The organism is Meridianimarinicoccus marinus, assembly GCF_040689105.1.
Lineage (GTDB): Bacteria > Pseudomonadota > Alphaproteobacteria > Rhodobacterales > Rhodobacteraceae > Meridianimarinicoccus > Meridianimarinicoccus marinus.
The window spans coordinates 192,640-213,525 of record NZ_JBFBVU010000002.1 but is presented as its reverse complement, the minus strand read 5'-3'; the positions used below and the strand labels follow the sequence as shown (position 1 = coordinate 213,525).

Annotated in this window: 24 protein-coding genes; 10 read left to right on the top strand and 14 right to left on the bottom strand. The window is 65.9% G+C overall.

What is annotated here, in order from left to right:
- Window position 1: 1 nt before the first annotated feature.
- Window positions 2-508 (top strand): asparaginase domain-containing protein, encoded by a 507-nt coding sequence (locus AB0T83_RS03095; RefSeq protein ID WP_366191453.1) that lies wholly within the window; start codon window positions 2-4, stop codon window positions 506-508.
- Window positions 509-516: 8 nt separating this feature from the next.
- Here AB0T83_RS03095 and AB0T83_RS03090 read toward each other — a convergent pair whose 3' ends face one another.
- Complete coding sequence (locus AB0T83_RS03090) at window positions 517-1,506, bottom strand: hypothetical protein (RefSeq protein WP_366191451.1); 990 nt, start codon at window positions 1,504-1,506, stop codon at window positions 517-519.
- 120 nt (window positions 1,507-1,626) lie between these two features.
- Here AB0T83_RS03090 and AB0T83_RS03085 point away from each other — a divergent pair, with 120 nt between their 5' ends.
- On the top strand, window positions 1,627-2,604 hold the full coding sequence (locus tag AB0T83_RS03085; protein WP_366191449.1) for a DMT family transporter: 978 nt from the start codon (window positions 1,627-1,629) through the stop codon (window positions 2,602-2,604).
- Here AB0T83_RS03085 and AB0T83_RS03080 read toward each other — a convergent pair.
- The 10 genes from AB0T83_RS03080 to AB0T83_RS03035 form a co-directional block, all read right to left on the bottom strand.
- A complete protein-coding gene (locus AB0T83_RS03080) occupies window positions 2,525-3,481 on the bottom strand; it encodes a hypothetical protein (protein WP_366191447.1) in 957 nt (318 codons plus the stop codon). The two genes, AB0T83_RS03085 and AB0T83_RS03080, sit on opposite strands and share 80 nt — an antisense overlap.
- 9 nt (window positions 3,482-3,490) lie before the next feature.
- Window positions 3,491-5,698: a 3-hydroxyacyl-CoA dehydrogenase NAD-binding domain-containing protein gene (locus tag AB0T83_RS03075; RefSeq protein ID WP_366191445.1), complete on the bottom strand. Its 2,208-nt coding sequence runs from the start codon at window positions 5,696-5,698 to the stop codon at window positions 3,491-3,493.
- A gap of 88 nt (window positions 5,699-5,786) precedes the next feature.
- Window positions 5,787-6,236 carry a cupin domain-containing protein gene (locus AB0T83_RS03070; protein WP_366191443.1) on the bottom strand — a complete coding sequence of 150 codons (450 nt, stop codon included), beginning with the start codon at window positions 6,234-6,236 and terminating at the stop codon, window positions 5,787-5,789.
- On the bottom strand, window positions 6,236-6,712 hold the full coding sequence (locus AB0T83_RS03065; protein ID WP_366191441.1) for a cupin domain-containing protein: 477 nt from the start codon (window positions 6,710-6,712) through the stop codon (window positions 6,236-6,238). Before AB0T83_RS03065 ends, AB0T83_RS03070 begins: the two co-directional genes overlap by 1 nt.
- Window positions 6,713-6,729: 17 nt before the next feature.
- Window positions 6,730-7,221, bottom strand: coding sequence for a hypothetical protein (locus AB0T83_RS03060; RefSeq protein ID WP_366191439.1), 492 nt, complete (start codon window positions 7,219-7,221; stop codon window positions 6,730-6,732).
- 3 nt (window positions 7,222-7,224) lie between these two features.
- On the bottom strand, window positions 7,225-8,436 hold the full coding sequence (locus AB0T83_RS03055) for an acetyl-CoA C-acetyltransferase (protein ID WP_366191437.1): 1,212 nt from the start codon (window positions 8,434-8,436) through the stop codon (window positions 7,225-7,227).
- The gene (locus AB0T83_RS03050) at window positions 8,436-9,089 is read right to left on the bottom strand and encodes a glutathione S-transferase family protein (RefSeq protein WP_366191435.1); all 654 of its coding nucleotides are present in this window, start codon (window positions 9,087-9,089) and stop codon (window positions 8,436-8,438) included. The genes AB0T83_RS03055 and AB0T83_RS03050 overlap by 1 nt, the downstream gene beginning before the upstream one ends.
- Before the next feature lie 361 nt (window positions 9,090-9,450).
- On the bottom strand, window positions 9,451-11,229 hold the full coding sequence (locus AB0T83_RS03045; RefSeq protein WP_366191433.1) for an acyl-CoA dehydrogenase C-terminal domain-containing protein: 1,779 nt from the start codon (window positions 11,227-11,229) through the stop codon (window positions 9,451-9,453).
- Between the two features lie 57 nt (window positions 11,230-11,286).
- Entirely contained in the window at window positions 11,287-11,673 is a 387-nt protein-coding gene (locus AB0T83_RS03040) for a MerR family transcriptional regulator (protein WP_366191431.1), read from the bottom strand.
- Window positions 11,674-12,203: 530 nt separating this feature from the next.
- On the bottom strand, window positions 12,204-12,572 hold the full coding sequence (locus tag AB0T83_RS03035; RefSeq protein ID WP_366191429.1) for a MerR family transcriptional regulator: 369 nt from the start codon (window positions 12,570-12,572) through the stop codon (window positions 12,204-12,206).
- 153 nt (window positions 12,573-12,725) lie between these two features.
- Between AB0T83_RS03035 and AB0T83_RS03030 the strand changes: the two genes are divergently transcribed.
- The 4 genes from AB0T83_RS03030 to thpR are packed head-to-tail and all read left to right on the top strand — an operon-like array spanning window position 12,726 to window position 15,550.
- The gene (locus AB0T83_RS03030; protein WP_366191427.1) at window positions 12,726-13,136 is read left to right on the top strand and encodes a PaaI family thioesterase; all 411 of its coding nucleotides are present in this window, start codon (window positions 12,726-12,728) and stop codon (window positions 13,134-13,136) included.
- A 15-nt stretch (window positions 13,137-13,151) separates the two neighbouring features.
- Window positions 13,152-13,673 carry a PaaI family thioesterase gene (locus tag AB0T83_RS03025; RefSeq protein WP_366191425.1) on the top strand — a complete coding sequence of 174 codons (522 nt, stop codon included), beginning with the start codon at window positions 13,152-13,154 and terminating at the stop codon, window positions 13,671-13,673.
- A 1-nt stretch (window position 13,674) separates the two neighbouring features.
- A complete protein-coding gene (locus tag AB0T83_RS03020; protein ID WP_366191423.1) occupies window positions 13,675-15,000 on the top strand; it encodes an MATE family efflux transporter in 1,326 nt (441 codons plus the stop codon).
- A 1-nt stretch (window position 15,001) separates the two neighbouring features.
- Window positions 15,002-15,550 carry an RNA 2',3'-cyclic phosphodiesterase gene (thpR, locus tag AB0T83_RS03015; RefSeq protein WP_366191421.1) on the top strand — a complete coding sequence of 183 codons (549 nt, stop codon included), beginning with the start codon at window positions 15,002-15,004 and terminating at the stop codon, window positions 15,548-15,550.
- A gap of 4 nt (window positions 15,551-15,554) precedes the next feature.
- On the opposite strand, the gene AB0T83_RS03010 is transcribed toward thpR, so the two are convergent.
- Window positions 15,555-16,613: a quinone-dependent dihydroorotate dehydrogenase gene (locus AB0T83_RS03010; protein ID WP_366191419.1), complete on the bottom strand. Its 1,059-nt coding sequence runs from the start codon at window positions 16,611-16,613 to the stop codon at window positions 15,555-15,557.
- A complete protein-coding gene (locus AB0T83_RS03005; protein WP_366191417.1) occupies window positions 16,610-16,948 on the bottom strand; it encodes a DUF952 domain-containing protein in 339 nt (112 codons plus the stop codon). Before AB0T83_RS03005 ends, AB0T83_RS03010 begins: the two co-directional genes overlap by 4 nt.
- 116 nt (window positions 16,949-17,064) lie before the next feature.
- Between AB0T83_RS03005 and AB0T83_RS03000 the strand changes: the two genes are divergently transcribed.
- Window positions 17,065-18,642 carry a bifunctional metallophosphatase/5'-nucleotidase gene (locus AB0T83_RS03000; protein WP_366191415.1) on the top strand — a complete coding sequence of 526 codons (1,578 nt, stop codon included), beginning with the start codon at window positions 17,065-17,067 and terminating at the stop codon, window positions 18,640-18,642.
- A 9-nt stretch (window positions 18,643-18,651) separates the two neighbouring features.
- Here AB0T83_RS03000 and AB0T83_RS02995 read toward each other — a convergent pair whose 3' ends face one another.
- Entirely contained in the window at window positions 18,652-19,044 is a 393-nt protein-coding gene (locus AB0T83_RS02995; RefSeq protein ID WP_366191413.1) for a hypothetical protein, read from the bottom strand.
- 99 nt (window positions 19,045-19,143) lie between these two features.
- Between AB0T83_RS02995 and AB0T83_RS02990 the strand changes: the two genes are divergently transcribed.
- The 3 genes from AB0T83_RS02990 (at window position 19,144) to AB0T83_RS02980 (ending at window position 20,803) form a co-directional block, all read left to right on the top strand.
- Window positions 19,144-19,821 (top strand): SOS response-associated peptidase, encoded by a 678-nt coding sequence (locus AB0T83_RS02990; RefSeq protein ID WP_366191411.1) that lies wholly within the window; start codon window positions 19,144-19,146, stop codon window positions 19,819-19,821.
- A 63-nt stretch (window positions 19,822-19,884) separates the two neighbouring features.
- Window positions 19,885-20,499, top strand: a complete 615-nt coding sequence (locus AB0T83_RS02985) for a (d)CMP kinase (protein ID WP_366191409.1) — start codon at window positions 19,885-19,887, stop codon at window positions 20,497-20,499.
- Between the two features lie 82 nt (window positions 20,500-20,581).
- Window positions 20,582-20,803, top strand: a complete 222-nt coding sequence (locus tag AB0T83_RS02980) for a hypothetical protein (RefSeq protein WP_366191407.1) — start codon at window positions 20,582-20,584, stop codon at window positions 20,801-20,803.
- Window positions 20,804-20,886 lie beyond the last annotated feature (83 nt).

Genomic DNA, 20,886 nt, shown 5'->3' with positions numbered 1-20,886 from the left:
GATGACCCTACCAGACTTTCCGGATGTGCGGATCCTCGTGACCGGCGGCACGATCGACAAGGTGCATGATCCAAGGATCGAGGCCATCGTCTTTGCCAGGGACGGCGCCACCCAGATCCCCGATATTCTTGCCATGGGGCGTTGCCATCACCCGGTGATCCAGAAGGTGCTGCTGAAGGACAGTCTGGAGTTCGACGATGCCGACCGCACCGCCATATCCGACGCGGTGCTGGCCGCCCCCGAAACCGCGCTGGTCATCACCCATGGCACCGGCACCATGGGGGAGACCGCGCGCTGGCTGGCGGACCGGGTGCAGGGCAAGACGGTGGTGCTGACCGGCGCCATGCGGCCGCATTCGCTCAGCGCCTCGGACGGGTCGTTCAACCTTGGCGGTGCGGTGGTCGCGGCGCAAACGCTGCCCCCCGGGATCTACGGGGTGATGAACGGGCGGGTACTGCCCGCCGCGCATCTGGACAAGAATGTCGCGGCCGGGCGCTTTGATATCTAGGCCACGCCTCAGCCCGAACAGATCGCGCCCAGCCGCAGCCACGCGCTGTCGCTGAGCAGGGGCTTGTCTGGGGGCGTTGACAGCGGCGGGATCGACAGCCCGCTGCGCGCGGCAATCGCGGCAGGATCGACCTGCGCCGCCCGGAACCTTTCGGCTAGGTGCGCCTCGGGGACCGACACTGGCGGCGTCACCAGATAGGTCTGGGCCGCGGCCTGAAGCACCGCGTCGCCGATCTCGCCCTGTGTCAGCAGGCGCAGGGTGGCGAAGGGGCCGGCCTGGTCCAGCACCGCCAGAAGCGGATCGACATGGCGGGCGCGGGCGGCCTCCAGCACGATGGCGCCGGCGGCCAGATCCGGGGTGCGCGCGTCCTCGATCACGTCCTTGCGCAGCAGGATCATCGCGCCGGGCAGATGCGTCGACAGGGCCGGGCCGCTGGGCACGACGACCACGTTCCACGAGTCCGGGCCAAGGGTGCGCCGCTTCAACTGGTTCAGAACGCGGGTGCCGGTGGCATCGGTACAGGCGGCACCGGTGAAGGGCACCAGATCCTTCAGCAGCCGCTGGCCGATCTCCTGGCGTACCGTGTCGGGCAGCACCTGTGCGGTGTGCCGCACCAGCGCGCCGGGCAGCCAGAACACCGCCAGTGCGACCACCGCCAGCAGGCTGAGCCCAAGGATCACACGCCGCAACCGCCCGCGCTGGGGCTTGGTCCGCGCCACTGCCTGCTGCACGGTGCGGATCGCCTCGATCATGGTATCGTCGTCGATCTCAAGCTCTTCCTCGGCATCGCCGCCGGGGGTGTAGAGCGCAGGCTCGCTGCCGGGATTGCTGCGCTCGACCGCTGGCAGCGACCAATGCGCCAGCGCGGTGTCGGTGGCATCCTTGATGATGAGGGTGGCATCGCCCAGCGACACGAAGACATTGCGGCGCTGCCCGGACAGGGTTTCACGCCAAAGCCCGGGACATTCCAGCTTCTCGAATTTGTCCAACGCCGTCATTCGGACGGGCCTGCCTGCCTGAGTTCTGCCTGACGCCAGACTAGGGGAGGGGACGGGGCGATACAATCGCTCAAAATCGCAGCATCTTGACCTTGGCCGCGACACACGGCCAATGGAGGTATGACCCGCCTTGCCGCCGCCCATCATCCGCTGACCGCCGCTGCCATGGTGCTGACCGCCATGGCGACCATGGGGCTGATCGACAACTACGTACGGGTGATCGCCGAGACCACAGGGCTGTGGCAGTTCCATGTGATCCGGTCGTCCATGTGCCTAGCGCTTCTGGCGATCTACGCCCGGCTGACCGGCGCGCAATTGCGGCCCCGGCGCTGGCGGCCAGTGGTGGCGCGCAGCGCGATCATGTCGGTGGCACTGGTCACCTATTTCGGGGCGCTGGTACTGCTGCCGATTTCCGAGGTCATCGCCGGGTTGTTCACCGCGCCGATCTGGGTGCTGCTGCTGTCGGCGATGTTCTTCGGCAAATCCCTTGGACGGGTGCGGATCGTCGCGGTGCTGGCCGGGTTCATCGGGGTCATGCTGGTGCTGCGCCCCGACACTGGCAGTTTGACATGGCTGACGGTGCTGCCGCTGCTCTCGGGGGTACTCTATGCGCTGGCCCAGATCGCCACGCGCGAATGGTGTGCCGGGGAAACCGCGCTGACCCTGCTGTTTGCCTTTTTCGCCGCTCTTGGCCTGTGGGGGCTGGTCGGTCTGGCGGGGCTGAGCCTGTTTCCCCAACCGGTGCCCGAGGGTGCCGTGGGTTTTCCCTGGCGGCTGTGGGGGCAGATGTCGGCGGCGGCCTGGGTCTGGACCGTGGCGCAGGCGCTGGGGTCGATGTTTGCCGTGGGCCTGATCATCCGCGCCTACCAGAGCGCCGAGGCGTCCTTCGTGGCGGTCTTCGAATATGCGCTGCTGATCTTCGCGGTGTTCTGGGGCTATGTGCTGCTGGGGCAGACCGTGGATGGCTGGGCGCTGACAGGCATCGCGGTGATCGTGGGGTCGGGCGCGGTGATGGTGCTCAGGGATCGCGGGGCCGCCACAGCCACGCCCCCAGCACCTGCAATGCCAGAAGCAGCAACAGGGCCAGAAGCGCGCTGAGCCCGGCGGCCTCGAACCGGATCAGCGCCTGACCCGGTGTTGCCGCCGAGGACAGCAGCACCGCCAGCGTCAGCGCCGCCGCCGAGAACACCCGCGCGGCGATGGCATAGCGAAGCCCCAGCAGCAGGAACACCGCCGCCAGCAGCAAGCGCAGCCAAGGGATCTCGGCGGTCAGGCCCAGCTCCTGCCAGGCCGCGGCCAGCCCGGCACCGATCGCCGCCCCGGCCACATATTGCAGGCTACGGCGCGGGCTCAGGTCCGGCGAGGCCATGGCCCGCATCACGAACATCTGCGCGGTCCACAGCGCTTGGGTGGTGTCAAACCCGGCCATGAGGGCCTGGGTCAGCAGCAACCCGGCACACAGAAACACCGCCTGTTCGATCCCGCCCCGCGCGGAATTGGCGGGCAGGGCCGCGCGCCCGTGCAGGTTCAGCGTCACCGCCAGAAGCGCGCCGTAGACAAGGCTGGCGGCAAAGACCATGGCGGCCGTTGACGGGGCCGCGCCGTCGCGAAAGACCGCGCCGGCCAGCATCACGGCGCCGAACAGGGCCATGGTCAGGCTGCGCCCGCCGGTGGTTGCGCTCTCAACCCCGGCGGCAAGGGCAAGGATCAGGGCGATGGGCAACAGGCCGAAGCTGCCCGGAAGCCAGTGATCCAGCCCCAACAGCCCCAGCAGCACCGCCGCGCCCAGAAGGCTGCGGCGCGAACTGCCCACAAGGCTGCCGACCGCGCCCAGAAGCGCCCCGCCGACCGCCGCCAGCGAGGCCTCGGGGGTAAAGGTCAAGGTCAGCAGGATCGGCACCAGAAGCCCCGCCGCGATCCTCAGAACAAGGCTCCAGCCGAGGCGGGGCAGTGCAGCGGGGGGCGTGGCGGGCATGGGCGCTCCTCAAGCGGCGGCGAGGGCCTTTCCATCGCCATACCGGCCATAGAAGGTCTCGCCGCTGTCGGCCAGATCGCGCAGCAGCGCAGGCGCACGGAAGCGGGCGCCATGGGCCGCTTCCAGCCGATCGCAGATCTCGACCGCCCGTGCCGCGCCAAGGATGTCGAGCCAGCTGATCGGGCCGCCGGACCACGGCGCGAAGCCCCAGCCGAGGATCCCCGCCACATCGCCTTCGCGGATGTCCATCAGCACGCCCTCCTCGAACGCCCGCACCGCTTCCAGCGCCTGCATCATCAGCAGACGGTGCTGCACCTCGGTCAGTTCGGGCTGGGCGTCGGCACGCGGGTATTTCGCGGCCAGACCCTCCCACAGGCCGGTGCGCTTGCCGGCGTCGTCATAGGCGTAGAAGCCCGCGTTGGCCTTGCGGCCCAAACGACCCTCGTCTTCCAGCCAGAACACGACCTCGTCCACATCGGCATCGGGATAGGCGTCGCCCATGGCGGCGCGGGTGGCGCGGGCGATCTTGGCGCCAAGGTCGATGGACACCTCGTCGGTCAGTTGCAGCGGGCCCAGCGGCATTCCCACCAGCTTGGCGGCGTTTTCGATCAGGGCCGGGGCGACCCCTTCGCGGACCATGCGGATGCCTTCGTTGGTGTAGGGCAGGATGCAGCGGTTGGCGTAGAAATAGCGCGCGTCGTTGACCACGATCGGCGTCTTGCGGATCTGGCGCACGAAATCCAGCGCCTTGGCGACGGCCCGGTCGCCGGTCTGCGCCCCCTTGATGATCTCGACCAGCAGCATCTTGTCCACCGGCGAGAAGAAATGGATGCCGATGAACTGCTCTGGCGACCGGCTGGCCTTGGCCAGTTCGGTGATCGGCAGGGTCGAGGTGTTGGTGGCGAAGATCGCGTCGGCGGGCAGATGCGCCTCGGCCCGCGCGGTGGTTTCGGCCTTGACCTTGGGGTCTTCGAACACCGCCTCGACCACCAGATCACAGCCCGCCAGCGCGGCGAAATCGGGGGTGGCGGTGATCCGGCCCAGCACCTGCGCCTTCTTCTGTTCCGTCACCTTGCGGCGCTTGATGCCCTTGTCCAGCAGCCCCTCGGAATAGGCCTTGCCGCGATCCGCGGACTCCTGTGTCTGGTCGATCAGCACCACCTCGATCCCGGCCTGCGCCGAGACATAGGCAATGCCCGCGCCCATCATGCCCGCGCCGATGACGCCCAGCTTCTTCACCTTCTGGTCCGGCGCATCGGGCCGGTTGGCACCTTTCTCCAGCGCCTCCTTGTTGATGAAGAGCGAGCGGATCATCGCGGTGGAAGACGGGTTCAACAGGACGCTGGTGAACCAGCGGGATTCGATCCTGATGGCGGTGTCAAATGGCACCAGTGCGCCTTCATAGACCGCCGACAGCAGCGCCTTGGCCGCCGGGTAGACGCCCTTGGTCTTGCCGTTGACCATCGCCGAGGCGCCGACGAAGGTCATGAAACCCGCCGGGTGATAGGGCGCGCCGCCGGGCATCTTCCAGCCCTTCTGGTCCCAGGGTTTCACGATGTCCTTGTCGCTGGCCGACAGCACCCAGTTGCGGGCTTCGTCCAACAGGTCGGCCATCGGGACCACGTCGTCGATCAGGCCGGCCGATTTGGCGCGCTTGGGATCCGACAGCTTGCCCTCCAGCAGGAAGGGCGCCGCCGCCATCGCGCCCAGCTTGCGCGACAGCCGGGTGGTGCCGCCCGCACCGGGGAAGATGCCGACCATGATCTCGGGCAGGCCGATCTTGGCCTTGGGATTGTCGGCCACGATGATCCGGTGGCAGGCCAGCGGGATCTCATAGCCCAGCCCCAGCCCGGTGCCGGGCAGCGCCGCGACGATGGGCTTGCCGCCCTTCAGGGTCTTGGGGTCCATGCCCGCGCGTTCGATCTTGCGCAGCATGGCGTGGATGCGGGTCAGCCCGTCCATCAGCCCCTGCGCCGGATTGTCCCCGGCCGAGGCTTTCATCTGCGCAATGATGTTCAGATCCATCCCGGCGGCGAAACTGTCCTTGCCCGAGGTCAGGATCACGCCCTTGACCGCGTCGTCGGCCAGCGCCTGGTCGATGAACCCCTCCAGTTCGGCCAGTCCGTCAAGGCTCATGACGTTCATGGATTTTCCGGGCACGTCCCAGGTGATGGTGGCGACGCCTTCGGCGTCCACGTCATAGGTGAAATCGGTCATCTGAGGTCTCCTCCGGGAGCAGTCTTCTGTATCTGCAACAAGTCGTTGCCGTGTTGAGTTTCCGTGGACAGGGCAGGGATGCGCGGCGTCACAGCTCCGGTTCCAGAACGGTGCCGTCACGGCGGGTCAGGGTCTCGATCCCGTTTGCCCGCGTGCGGATCTTGTCGAGCGTGGTGTAATGCACCCGGTCATGGGCGGCGCGCGTGCCGACGATCAGATAGGTCGCCGGAGCGCCCGAACGGTTCACCAGACAGTGCCCCAGCGGGGTGCCTGCCGGAAAGGCCGCCGCATCGCCGGGATGCAACAGGGTGTCGCCGGTGTCTTCGCACAGCGTCACCTCACCGGACAGAACGAACAGGAATTCGTCTTCACTCTCGTGCCAGTGCGGATCGCTGCTGCGGCTGCCCGGTTCGAGCGTTTCCAGCGCCACGCCGAACTGCGACAGCCCGCCCGGATCCCCCAGGGTCATCCAGCTCATCGGGTTCCAGTGCGGCGGGGCCTGCTCGCGGGGCAGGGCATTCAGATCAAGTTTCGGCATCATCCGTTCCCTTTGTCGGCGTAGGGGGACCCATCCTTGCGGGTGAATGTTGCGGTGCCCTCGGCCATCGTCACCTTCAGGTCGATGTCGGAATAGGTCGCCACCTCGTGCGGGGCCTTGCTGCCCACCACCAGGAACCGGCCCTCAGCCTCGGACCGGTTGACGAAACAATGGCCATTGGCATCGCCCGCCGGAAATGCCGCGCAGTCGCCCGGCCCCATGGCGGTTTCGCCGTCATCGTCGACCAGGGTCAGATCCCCTTCCAGCACCATCACGAACTCATCCTCGTTCAGGTGCCAGTGGCGCAACGAGGATCGCGCGCCGGGTTGCAGGATCACCAGGTTGACGCCGAACTGCGTCAGCCCCCCGGCCTGGCCCAGCCGCAGCGAACTGCGTCCCGCCATCTGCGCATCGTAAGGCGCGGGATAGATGGAGCCGGTCTTCAGTGGGACGGTGGCGGGATCGATCTTTGGCACGGGAGGCTCCTTGGGGATCAGGCGTCGGGCGCGGGCGGCTTTGGGATGCTGCACGGGTCCGGCGCCGGGGCAGTGGGGTCGACCTTCAAAAGGCTGAACGGATAGCTGGCGTTGACGATACCGCTGATCAGCTGGTCCGATCGCCAGACCCCGTCGCGCCGGACCAGCATCATCCACGAGCTGAAACCGGGCACCAGCCGCGTGCCATTGCGCAGCATTTCGCTGTCATAGGTGGCGGTGATCAGGTTGGGCGTGATCTGTTGCACCTCGCGGGCCGTGCGGATCAGATGCGTGGCGCGGTGGCCGCGGATCATCTTCACCCAGGCGTCGAAACCGGCGCGCAAGTCGTCGCGGCTGGTCAATACCGTGCGGCTTGCCTGCGTGGTCAGCACGAAAGGCAGGTCGATCGCCGCCGCGAAGCCGTCGAAATCATCCCGGAAGAAGGTGTCGGACACACGGTCCAGCCAGGTCTGGACGATTTCGGTGGGGGTCGCAGCGGCGCCGTCCATGGCTCAGACCCGTTCGATCACGGTGGCGGCACCCATGCCCGAGGCGATGCACAGGGTGGCAAGGCCAAGTTCCTTGTCCTGCCGCTCCAACTCGTCCAGCAGGGTGCCGATGATGATGGCCCCGGTGGCGCCCAGCGGATGGCCCATGGCGATGGAGCCGCCGTTGACATTGACCTTCGCCGGATCGGCGTCGAAGGCCTGCAGGAAGCGCAGCACCACCGAGGCGAAGGCCTCGTTGACCTCGAACAGGTCGATGTCGCCGATGCTCAACCCGCTCTCGCGCAGGATCTTCTCGGTCACCGGCACCGGGCCGGTCAGCATGATGGTGGGATCGGTGCCGATCTTGGCGGTGGCCCGGATGCGGGCGCGGGGTGTCAGGCCGTGGGCCTCGCCGAAGGCCTTGTTGCCGATCAAAACCGCCGCCGCCCCATCCACGATGCCCGAGCTGTTGCCGGCGTGGTGGATATGCGCGATCCGCTCCAGATGCGGGTATTTCATCAGCGCCACCTGATCGAAGCCGGGCATGACCTCACCCATGTCCTTGAAGGCGGGCTTCAGTCCGCCAAGGCTCTGCATGTCGGTGCCGGGCCGCATGTATTCGTCGTGGTCAAGGATGGTCAGCCCGTTGCGGTCGGTCACCGGCACCACCGAGCGCGCAAAGCGGCCCTCGTCCCAGGCGATCTTGGCGCGGCGTTGGGATTCCACCGCCAGCGCGTCGGCGTCATCGCGGGAAAACCCGTATTCGGTGGCGATGATATCGGCCGAGATACCCTGCGGTACGAAATAGGTCTCCATGGCGATCGACGGATCGACGGCAATCGCCGCCCCGTCGGAGCCCATGGCAACCCGGCCCATCATCTCGACCCCGCCGGCCACATAAGCGCGGCCGGCGCCGCCCCTGACCTGGTTGGCGGCCAGATTCACGGCCTCCATGCCGCTGGCGCAGAAGCGGTTGATCGACAGGCCCGGCACGCTCTCGGCAAACTCCGAGGCCAGCACGGCGGTGCGCGCAAGGCAGCCGCCCTGTTCGCCCACCTGGGTGACATTGCCCCAGATCACGTCCTCGATCTCGGTGGTGTCCAGTCCCGAGCGCGCCTTCACCGCGTTCAGGATCTGCGCGGACAGCCGCGCCGAGGTCACCTCGTGCAGCGCGCCGTCCTTGCGGCCCTTGCCGCGCGGGGTTCGGACAGCGTCATAGATATAGGCATCGGTCATCAGGCCGGTCCTTTCTGGTTCTCGGGCCGCGCGGGCGGCATCAGGTCATAAGGGTGCTTCCAGCCGGGCAGGGCGGCGATGCGGTCCAGCCAGGCGTCGATATGCGGGTGATCCTTGCGGATGAAGCCGTAAGGTTCGGGGTAGTACAGGTAGCCGCAACAACTGAGATCGGCGATGGTCACCCCGTCGCCCACCACCCAGTCGCGGGTGGCCAGATGGTGGTCGAGAACCTGCAAGGCCGACAACAGGCGCGCCTGGTTGAAAGCGATCACATCGCCCATGGCCGCGCGTCTTTCTTCCGACAAGTAGTTGCAGAGGAAGCGGGTCATGCCGGCCTGGCTCGACATCCGGTGATTGTCCCAGAATTGCCAGCGCAGAACCTCGAAACGATCCTCCTCCCGTCCGCCCAGCGCGCCGCTGCGTTCGACAACAAACTGCTGGATCGCCCCGGATTGCGACAGTCGGAACGGGCCATCGACCAGAACCGGCGCCTCGCCCATCGGGTTGATCTCTTCACGATACGCCGCCGAACGCGCGGCTCCGTTGAAGAAATCAACAAAGATAGGCTCCCATTCGAGCCCAGAAAGCTGCAGGGCCAGCGCCGCCTTGTAGGCGTTGCCGCTCTCCCCGAAACAATGCAATTGAAGTGTCATGCAAGTTCTCCCTTGTCCTATCTGGGCGCAGGATGATGCCTGGTGCAAGACTTGTGCACCGGAACGCTGCGTCGCGACTCTGGCCGGTCGGGCATGAGTATTTTTGACAAGAAAAAGTCACGATTCACCGACCGGTAACCATAAGGCGCGCATTCTGGCTGCGCGGTACAGGCGGGAGCGCCGATGACCGTACAAGGAAAAGCCCCGCGACCGAGTCAACTTCGGCGAGGTGACCGATGCCTTGCGTTGGCACGGTTGCGGGGTGGCCTTTGAACCCAGCTCTTTTTCTTGTCTCAAGTACTCCGGGGGTGAATGGACCGCTGGTCCAGAGGGGGCAGCGCCCCCTCTCTTCCGCGCGCTTCTAGAAGTGCGCTTCGTCCAGATCCATCACAGGCGCCGCCCCGGACTGAATCCGGGCCAGATGGGTCGCCGTCATCGGAAGCTGCCGGGCCATATAGTAGCGCCCTGTGATGATCTTGGCCTTCAGGAATTCGTTGTCGCCGTCTCCGGTCTCCAGTTGTGCCTGGGCGGCCTTTGCCATGCGGGCCCACATCAACCCCAGGCAGACATGCCCGAACAGATGCATGAAGTCATACGAGCCGGCGAGCGCATTGTTGGGGTTCTTCATGCCCTGCGCCATGAAATACATCCCCGCCTCCTGCAGGTGCTTCGAGGCGGCTTTCAGCGGGTCCAGGAAATCGGCCTTCAGGGCTTCGTTGCCCTCGTTGTCCTTCAGGAACGATTTGACCATCTCGAAGAAGGCCATTACCGGCTTGCCGCCCTTCGATGGCAGCTTGCGGCCGACCAGATCCAGCGCCTGCACGCCGTTGGCGCCTTCGTAGATCATGGTGATTCGGGCATCTCGGGCGAATTGAGACATGCCCCATTCCTCGATATAGCCGTGGCCGCCATAGACCTGCTGCGCGGCCGAAGACATTTCGAATCCCTTGTCGGTCAGGAAGCCCTTCAGCACCGGGGTCAGAAGCGAGATCATGTCCTCGGCCGCATCGTCACCGGCGCGGTGCGAGCGGTCGATCAGTTGCGCCCCCCACAGGGTGAAGGCGCGGGCGCCTTCGACAAAGCTCTTCTGGTCCATCAGGTTGCGGCGGATGTCGGGATGCACGATCAGCGGGTCGGCGGGACCGTCGGGGTTTTCCGCGCCGGTCACGGCGCGGCCTTGCAGCCGGTCCTTGGCGTAGAACACCGCGTTCTGATAGGCGGCCTCGGCCACCGCGTAGCCTTGCAGGCCGACGCCGAGCCTGGCCTCGTTCATCATGGTGAACATGGCGCGCATGCCCTTGTGCGCTTCTCCCAGCAAATAGCCAGTGGCCGCATCATAGTTCATGACGCAGGTGGCATTGCCGTGGATGCCCATCTTTTCTTCGATCTTGCCGACCGAAACGCCGTTGCGGGCGCCCAGCGAGCCGTCCTCGTTCACCAGAACCTTCGGCACGATGAACAGCGACACGCCCTTGATGCCGTCTGGCCCGCCGGGGATCTTGGCCAGCACCAAATGGATGATGTTCTCGGCAAGGTCATGGTCGCCTGCCGAGATGAAGATCTTCTGGCCGGTGATCTGGTAGGTGCCATCATCCTGCGGCAAGGCCCTGGTGCGCATCAGGCCCAGATCGGTGCCGCAATGCGGCTCGGTCAGGTTCATGGTGCCGGTCCAGTCGCAGGACACCATCTTGGGCAGATAGGCGGCCTTCTGTGCGTCCGTGCCATGCGTGTGGATCGCCGAATAGGCACCGTGGGTCAGGCCCTGGTACATGTTGAAGGCCATGTTGGCCGAGACGAACATCTCGCCCACCGCCGTGGCCAGCACATAGGGCATACCCTGGCCGCCATAGTCGGGATCGCAATCCAGCGCGGTCCAGCCGCCGTCTTTCATCACCTGGAAGGCTTGGTCAAAGCCCTTGGGCGTCGAAACCACACCGTTCTCGAACCGGCATCCTTCCCGATCCCCGGACAGGTTCAGCGGGGCCAGAACCTGTTCCGAGATCTTGCCGGCTTCTTCCAGAACGGCCGCGGTGAAGTCGGCTTCCAGTTCGTCATAGCCGGGAATGCCGCTGTCGGCGGCGTTCAGCACGTCCTGCAGCACGAACTGCAGATCCTTGATCGGGGCGGTGTAGATGGGCATGGCTCTCTCCCTTGGGTGTTGGGGTGGGGCCAGACGCTACGGATATGGCCCCCTTGTCTATTCCGCCGCTTTTCCGGCGGCGTCGTATTCGGCGATCTGCGCCCGGCCGGTGACCAGTTGTTCGCGCAGATCTGCAATGGCATCTTCCAGCGCGCGTTGCTGGGCGAGCATCTCTTCGAGATGTTTCTGCCCGATCTCCACGGCATGGCGCAGTTGAGTCTGGCGGGTGTCATCCACGTCATACAGATCCAGCAGTTGACGGATTTCCTCCAGGCTGAACCCGAACCGCTTGCCGCGCAGGATCAGCTTCAGGCGCGCCCGGTCACGGCGTGTGAAAAGCCGCTTCTGGCCCTGACGGATCGGTGCCAGAAGCTCCTTGGATTCATAGAAGCGGAGCGTACGGGGCGTGACATCAAAAGCATCGCACATTTCCCGAATGGTCATTGTTTCGTTCATCGTTCAACTTGTCCTAGGTCGTTGAGGTCGTGTGACACCACCGACCTAAGGCCGCTGACGCCAATCTAGTAGACAGGGTGACGTGCACGTAAACGAAACGTCGCGTCATCCCAAGAGAGAGCGTTACGTTATTTGATGTTTGCGCTGCAAAGGACAAGACGTTGACCCTGGTGGAGGCCCGGAAAGGCATTTTCTTGCCCAACTGAAGGAAAATTGAGTCCGAACCGCCGTTTGCCAGGGATTTCAGGGATGAAATGATACCGGAAGGCCCAATCCGGGCCATTCCCGCAGGGTCAAGATTTCGCGAAATTGGTTAACAGGGGGTCCGTTTTCGGCGCTGCAAGGGAGTCGCCCCGTGCCGATACACCTTTGTCAGGCATAGTCTGGGTCGGCGGCTCGGCGCCCGATCCAGATATCGCGACGTGTTCCCGAGGGCGCGCGCGTGAGATCACAAATCTGCATCTGAGGCATATGTTAAAGGCGTGCGTTGCCTTCAGGCGCCGAGTTTGTGCCCACGCCTAAAGGCTACCGGCCACCTTGTCGCGCAATTCTTCCAGTTCAGAGATCGAGGCATCCAACTGCTGCCGCTGTTCGGCCAGCACGTCAAGCTGACGTGTGGCCAGGTCGACCCAGGCTTCCATTTGCGCGTGGGTGCCCTTTTCTTCGTAGATCATCAGCCACTGCCGGATTTCTTCAAGGCTGAAACCAAATCGGCGGCCACGCTTGATCAGCACCATCCGGGCGACTTCGCGCGGGGTGTAGAACCGGGACCGGCCTTCCTTTTCGGGCTGCAAAAGCTCGATGTATTCGTAGTACCGCAGCGTTCGCGGCGTCACATCGAATTTCTCGCACATTTCCTTGAACGACAGCCGTTGCTGTTCGGTCATGGTGTCCTCCTGCCCGTCTGACTCCTGCCCTTGAGGGAACCGTATATCGCCGGGAAGGTCAACGCATCCGGCCCGTTGCGTCACACGCCGGGGGGGTAGACGCGACCGGGGGGCGGGACTAGAGCTTGGCGGGACGCAGCGACAGGTACGGCGATGAGTGACAGCAGTCTTGAAAATGCGCGGGCCCTGATTGCGGCCTTGCCCTATGCCCATGCGCTGGGGCTGGTGCTGACCGATTTCGGCGAAGGCTGGGCCGAGATGGAGATGCCCTATTCCGCCGATCTGGCGGGCGATCCGGCCACCGGGGTGATGCATGGCGGCACCGTATCGGCCTTGCTGGACACCACCTGCGGCGCGGCGGTGATGAGCCATCCCGAGACCGGACCGACCACGGCCACGCTGGATCTGCGCATCGACTACATGCGTCCGGCGGTGCCGGGGCAGACCATCCGGGCGCGGGCCGAATGCGTGCATGTGACCCGCTCCATCGCCTTTGTGCGCGCGACGACGCGGGACGAGCGTGACGATCCCATCGCCATGGCCACTGGCGCCTTCACGTCCTGAGCCAAGGAACCCCAGATGCCCGTTGATTTCCCGCGCCCCGAACCGGTTCAGATCGTCAAACAACGCCGCGATGCGACGTTGAACGCGCTGGTCGGGCGGGTTCCCTACATTCGCACGCTGGGCATCGTGTTCGAGCGTCGCGGTGACGAGTTGACAGCGATTCTGCCGTTCAATGAAAAGCTGATCGGCAACCCGATGCTGCCGGCCCTGCATGGCGGGGCCACGGCGGGATTTCTGGAAGTTGCCGCTGTGATCGAACTGACCTGGTCGATCATCTGGGATGATGTCGAGGCGGGCCGGGTCACGCCCGAGGATCTGGCCGACCCGGAGGCGATCCGGATGCCCAAGACCGTGGATTTCACCATCGACTATCTGCGCTCGGGCCTGCCGCGCGATTCCTATGCGCGGGCGCGGGTCAACCGGATGGGGCGGCGCTATGCCAGTGTCCATGTGGAAGGCTGGCAGGACAACCGCGACCGTCTGTTCGCGCAGGCGACCGGGCATTTCGTGATGCAGGCGCCGCGCCGGAAGGGCTGAGATGACCCGAACCCCGGTCGAAATGGCCCCGCCGACCCACCGCCGGGTGCTGCGGATCGCCCTGCCCATCGTGCTGTCGAACGCGACCGTGCCGATCCTTGGGCTGGTCGATACCGGTGTGGTCGGCCAGATGGGGGCGGCGGCCCCCATCGGCGCGGTGGGCATCGGCGCGGTCATCCTGACGTCGATCTACTGGGTGTTCGGCTTTCTGCGCATGGGCACCGCCGGGTTGACCGCGCAGGCGCAGGGGGCCGGCGACCGCGACGAGGTCGTGGCAATCCTGTCGCGCGCCCTGCTGGTGGCAGCAATCGGCGGCGTCGGGCTGATCGTGCTGCAATGGCCCATGATGGCGGGGGCCTTTGCCCTGTCGCCGGCCTCGGCCGAGGTTGAAAACATGGCGCGCGGCTATATCGGCATCCGGGTCTGGTCGGCCCCGGCGGCGATTGCGCTCTATGGCATCACCGGCTGGCTGATCGCGCAGGAACGCACACGCGCGGTGCTGCTGCTGCAATTGTGGATGAACGGTTTGAACATGGGGCTGGACGTGCTGTTCGTTCTGTCCTTTGGCTGGGGCGTGAACGGCGTTGCGGTGGCCACCTTCATCGCGGAATGGAGCGGTCTGGCCCTGGGCCTCTGGATCTGCCGCGGCGCGCTGATGGCCCCGGCGGCGCGGGCCTGGGCGGCGGTGTTCGACCGGGCGCGGATGCTGCGCATGGCGACGCTGAACCGCGATATCCTGATCCGGTCGCTGCTGCTGGAGGCGATCTTCGTGTCGTTCCTGTTCTTCGCGGCCGATCTGGGCGACGCCACGCTGGCCGCCAACCAGGTGCTGCTGCAATTCCTGCACATCACCGCCTATGCGCTGGACGGGTTCGCCTTTTCAGCCGAGGCGCTGGTGGGGCAGGCGATGGGCGCGCGGCAACGGCAGATCCTGCGCCGCAGCGCGGTGCTGACCAGTTTCTGGGGCGGCATTGCGGGGCTGCTGCTGACCGTCGGCTTTGCCGTGGCAGGCGGCACGATCGTCGATCTGATGACCACGGCCGAGGATGTCCGGGCGCAGGCGCGCGCGTTTTTGCCGTGGATGATGGTGGTGCCCGTCTTCGGCGCGGCAGCCTGGATGCTGGATGGCATTTTCGTGGGCGCCACCCGGTCGCGCGACATGCGCAACATGATGGTGATCTCGGTTCTGGCCTATGGCCTGGCGCTGGCTCTGCTGATGCCCGCCTTTGGCAATCACGGGCTGTGGGCGGCACTGCTGGTCAGCTTCGTGGTGCGCGGTCTGACGCTGGGCCTGCGCTATCCGGCGCTGGAAGCGGAGGCCGCCTGAGATGCGCTGTTTCGTGGCCCTCGCCGTCCCGGCGTTGCAGACCGATTCCCTGGAAAAAGTGCAGCAGGCCTTGCCGTCGGGCCGCAAGGTACCGCCCGAGAATTTCCATGTGACGCTGGCCTTCATGGATGACCAGCCGGTCGAGGTGCTGGACGACCTGCATCTTGAACTGGAACAGATCCGCCAGGACGGTCTGGCGGTGGAAATCGCGGGTCTGAACACCCAGGGCGGCCCGGCGATAGCCTTTGCCGGGGTCACGCTGACCGATCCGTTGATCGCGTTGCAAGGGCAGGTGGCGCGGGCGGCGCGGCGGGCGGGGATCACGCTGGAACGGCGGCGGTTTCGCCCGCATGTAACGCTGGTTCGTTTCCGCAAGGAGATGCGCCCCGAGGATCTGGACAAGCTGGGCCGCGCCTTGCAGACCCACGCGCAACTGCGCCTGCCGGTCTTCGCGCCGCGCGCCTTCGGCCTCTATCGCTCGACCCTGACCTCTTCGGGGGCGGTCTATGACCTGATGGCCGAGTATCCGCTGGCGCGCCTGCCGTTCTAGGCGGTCACAGCCAGTCGTCGCGCCCGCTGCCCACGGCCTCGGCCACGGTGGCGAACCCGTCGCGTTCCAACAGTGCGTCCAGCCCTTCGGCGACGCGGGTGGCCAGCGACAACCCTTCGTAGACCAGCGCCGAATAGATCTGCACCGCCGAGGCTCCGGCGCGGATCTTTTCATAGGCCTGCTCGGGCGAGCCGATGCCGCCAACGCCGATCAGCGGCAGCTTGCCCTCGGTCAGTTGCGACAGGCGGGCCAGAACGCGGGCGGATTTCTCGAACAGCGGTGCGCCGGACAGGCCGCCCGCCTCAAGCCGGTCGTGGCTTTGCAGCGACGGCCGCGCCAGCGTGGTGTTGGTGGCGACGATCCCGTCGATGGCGCTGTCGGTGGCAACCTCGGCAATGTCGGCGATCTCGGCGTCGGTCAGGTCGGGGGCGATCTTCAGGAACACCGGAATCGGGCGGTCCATCTGGCCGCGCGCATCCATCACCCCGGTCAGCAACGCCCAAAGGGCGGCGCGCCCCTGAAGGTCGCGCAGGTTCTCGGTGTTGGGAGAGGACACGTTGACGGTGACGAAATCCACATGCGGGCCGCAGGTTTCCAGCACGGTCACATAGTCCTGCGCGCGGTCCTCGCTGTCCTTGTTGGCGCCCAGGTTCAGGCCGACGATGGATGTGTCGGGACGGGTGGCCAGCCGTGCGGCGATGGCCGCGGCGCCGTCGTTGTTGAACCCGAAGCGGTTGATGATGGCGCGGTCGCGGGCCAGTCGGAACAGGCGCGGGCGCGGGTTGCCGGGCTGCGGGCGCGGGGTGGCGCCACCAACTTCCAGAAAGCCGAACCCGCTGCGCGCCAGCGCGTCAAGTGCCGTGGCATTCTTGTCGAACCCGGCGGCAAGCCCTACAGGGTTGGGCAGCGACAGCCCCGCCAGCGACGTTGCCAGCCGGGGCGAGGTCACCGGCCCGCTGCCCGGCACCAGCCCGGCGTTCAGCGCCGACAGGGCCAGCCCATGGGCGGTTTCGGGGTTCATCTGATGCAGGGCCTTCAGCCCAAGGCGTTCAAGCATGCTCATGCGGGCAACTCCGGAAAGTCATGGCCATCGGCGGTCAGCGGCAGCGGGGCGGTCCAGACCACCTCGGCGCGGGCCAGTGCGCGGTACAGATGCGGGAACAAGGCGCCGCCGCGCGACGGCTCCCATTTCAGATCCGGGCCAAGGGTGTCGGCGTCCACACCGGCCAGCATCAGACCGTCGATACCGGCGAAATGTTTGGCTGCGGTTTCGGCTGCCTGCGCGGCGGTCGAGAAATGGATGAAACCATCGGCAAGGTCCACCGGAGCGCCCAAAGTTTGCCCGTCGGCGCACAAGACCGCCCATTCGTCGGCGCGGAATATCTTGAAGATCATCATGGGGTTCATGTGCCGTGCACAAGGCGCCGGGTCAACCGCGCAAGGTGCTTTGCCCCTGAGGCAAAGCGTGCCAAGGTGCCTGCAGAGATTCACAAGAAAAGACCTCGGAGGTTCTCATGAAACGCCTGTTTTGCCTGTCGGCGGGTGCCATGCTGGCGGCAGCATCGGCCCAGGCCGACTACGCGCTGACCATTTTGCACACAAACGATTTCCACGCCCGGTTCGAACCGATCAGCAAGTACGACAGCTCCTGCGGCGCAGAGGACAACGCCGAGGGCAAGTGCTTTGGCGGCACCGCGCGGCTGGCCTCGGCCATCGCCGAGGCGCGCGACGCGGCGGGCAACTCGATCCTCGTGGATGGCGGCGACCAGTTCCAGGGCACGCTGTTCTATACCTATTACAAGGGCAAAGTGGCCGCCGAGATGATGAACAAGCTCGGCTATGACGCGATGACCGTGGGCAACCACGAATTCGACGACGGGCCCGAGACGCTGGCGGCTTTCGTCGAACGGGTGGATTTCCCGGTGCTGATGTCGAACGCCGATTATTCCGCCGAGGCGCTGCTGTCCGACAAGATCATGCCCTCGACGGTGCTGGAGATCGGCGGTGAGAAGATCGGAATGATCGGCCTGACCCCGCAGGACAACCCCGAGATCTCCTCGCCCGGTCCCAACATCACCTTCTCGGACCCGTCCGAAGCGGTGCAGGCGCAGGTCGACAAGCTGACCGCGGAAGGCATCAACAAGATCGTGGTGCTGAGCCATTCGGGCTATGACGTGGATTTGCGCGTGGCACAGGAGACGACCGGCGTCGATGTGATCGTCGGGGGTCATTCCAACACCTACCTGTCGAACACATCCGACCGGGCCGAAGGCCCCTATCCCACCATGGTCGGCGACACCGCCATCGTGCAGGCCTATGCCTATGGCAAGTTCCTGGGCGCGCTGGAGGTGAATTTCGACGACGCCGGCAATGTGGTCTCCGCCGCCGGTGAGCCGCTGATCATGGATGCCGAAGTGCCCGAGATCGCGGAATACGTGGAACGGATTGCCATGCTGGCCGTGCCGCTGGACGATATCCGCAACAAGGTCGTGGCCGAGGCTGCAGCACCCATCGACGGGGAGCGCTCGGTCTGCCGGACCGGCGAATGCGCCATGGGCAACCTTGTCGCCGATGCGATGCTGGCCCGCGTCAAGGATCAGGGCATCTCGATCGCCTATCAGAACGGCGGCGGCGTGCGGTCCTCGATCGACGGGGGCGAGATCACCATGGGTGAGGTCTATACGGTTCTGCCGTTCCAGAACACGCTGTCGACCTTCTTCGTCACCGGGGCGACCATCAAGGACGCGCTGGAAAACGGCATGGCGCAGTTCGACGATCCCGAAAAGGATGGCCGTTTCCCGCAGGTCGCGGGCATGACCTTCGTCATCAATCCGGACGCGCCCACCGGCGAACGCATTTCGGACATCATGGTGATCGAGAACGGTACCCCGACGCCACTGGACCCCGGCAAGACCTATGGCGTGGTGTCCAACAACTTCGTGCGCAACGGCGGCGACGGCTACGCGATGTTCAAATCGGCCAGCGATGTCTATGACTTCGGGCCGGACCTGGCCGAGGTCATGGCCGAATTCCTGGCCACGAACTCGCCCTACCAGCCTTACACGGATGGTCGCATCAGCTACGCCAAGTAAGGCGTCGGCTCAGCAATCGGGGTTGCCGGTCAGTTCATACCGGCGGTCCCGCACCATGTTCAGAACACCGTTGGCGCCTTGCTGCATCTGATCGCGGCTGGCGCCATCGGGGTTCATGGCGGCGCTGTTGGTCGCCGTTTCCACGGCCGCGGCGGCCTTCGCGCCCTGGCCGGTTTCCGTATAGATCGCGGCTTGGGTGAACTGGCTGAACAGCTGCGTTTCGCCGCGCGGGGAATTGGCTTCGCGTTGTGCTTGTGCCAGCGCGGTGTCGAAATTGCAGGCGGTGGCCGCCTCGATCGCCGCGGCATTGCCAGCACCGACCATGGTCGCAAGGTTGTCGTTGGCGGACGGGGCGCAGGCCGCAAGGCCAAGGGCGACGGCGGCAAGGGCAGGGATACGCATCTGGGTCTCCGTATGGGGGCTGTTTCGTCCCAGACGGCCCGCTGGGGCGGGCAAAGTCAAGAACTGGTCAGCCCGTCACGGCACGGCTAGGCTGCGCCCATGTGTGGACGTTTTGCCCTGACCCTGCCGGTCGAAGCCATGGCGCAGCTGTTCGCAGCCGCGCCCGGCAACGATCTACCGCAGGGGCCGAATTACAACATCTGCCCGACCAATGATGTCGTCGCGGTTCTGGGCGGGGGCGACACGGGCGGGCGGCGTCTGGCGGCGCTGCGCTGGGGCTTCGTGCCGCGCTGGTACAAGACCCCCGGCGACGGGCCGCTGCTGATCAATGCCCGCGCCGAGACCATCGCCGAGAAACCCGCCTTCCGCGATGCCTGCCGACAGCGCCGTTGCCTGATCCCGGCCACCGGTTTCTACGAATGGACCAAGGATGCCGACGGCGCGCGGCTGCCGTGGTACATCCATCGCGCCGATGCCGCCCCGGTGGTCTTCGCCGGGGTCTGGCAGGACTGGGAGCCGAAAGAAGGCGGGTCGCGCCTGGCCACCTGCGCCATTGTCACCTGTGCCGCCAATGACCGGCTGTCGGCCATTCATCACCGGATGCCGGTGGTGCTGGCCCCCGAGGATTGGGGCCTGTGGCTGGGCGAGGCCGGCCGCGGCGCCGCCCCCCTGATGCGCCCGGCCCCGGATGATGTCCTGACCTACCATCGCGTCGGCACGGCGGTGAATTCCAACCGGGCGCGCGGCGAAGACCTGATCGCGCCCGTGGCGGTGTGACCGGCGGGGCTTGTGGCCGGCGGCGGAACGCGGGAAGAAAAGGCGCAGCACAGGGAGAGGCGCATGGAGAAAGCATTTACCGTGGCCATCGACGGGCCGGCGGCCTCGGGCAAGGGCACCATTGCGCGCGCGGTGGCGGCGCATTTCGGCTTTGCCTATCTGGACACCGGCCTGTTGTACCGGGCGACCGGGGCGAAGGTGGCCGAAGGCATGACGCCGGTGGCGGCGTCAGAAAGCCTGTCTCCTCAGGATTTGCAACGGGATGATCTGCGCTCGGGCGCGGCGGGGACGGCGGCCAGCAAGGTGGCGGCGATCCCCGAGGTGCGCGCGGCACTGGTGGCCTTTCAGCAGGGTTTTGCCCGGCGGCCCGGCGGCGCGGTTCTGGACGGGCGCGACATCGGCACGGTGATCTGCCCGGCGGCAGAGGTGAAGCTCTATGTCACCGCCTCGGACGAAACGCGGGCGCAGCGCCGGTTTGCCGAATTGTCCCCTTCCGATCCCGATCTGACGCTGGCGCAGGTCTTGCAGGACCTGCGCGACCGCGATGCCCGCGACAGCGCCCGCGCCACGGCGCCGCTGAAACCTGCGGGTGACGCGTTGGTGCTGGACACCTCGCACCTGAGCATCGACGAGGCTGTGGCCCAGGCCGTGGCGGCGGTGGAGGTCGGGATGTCCTGACCCCGGGTTGGGGTTGCCTGACTTCATCCATAAAGCGAGGGGGTGTTAACTATTCCCAAGTCAGTTGAAGAGAGGGACCGTAATGGCCGATACATTCATTTTCCGCGCGTTTGGCTCCATTGAAGACGACCTTGCGAAAATCCCCGATATTGCCGGGGAAAGCCAAATCGATGTAACCGCGGTCTGGGGCACCAATGGCGTCGCGCGGACGGCCCCCGTAGCAGACCCCGTCGACATCGACGCGGTCTGGGGCACCAACGGCGTTGCCATGGAGACCGGGTTCGAGGATCCGCTGCTGGGCTGAGGGCATCCGACACATTCAGAAAGCTTGCATAGTTTGGCCAAGACGCCTAAATGGGCGCTGTCAAGCAGGCCGCAAGAGTCGCA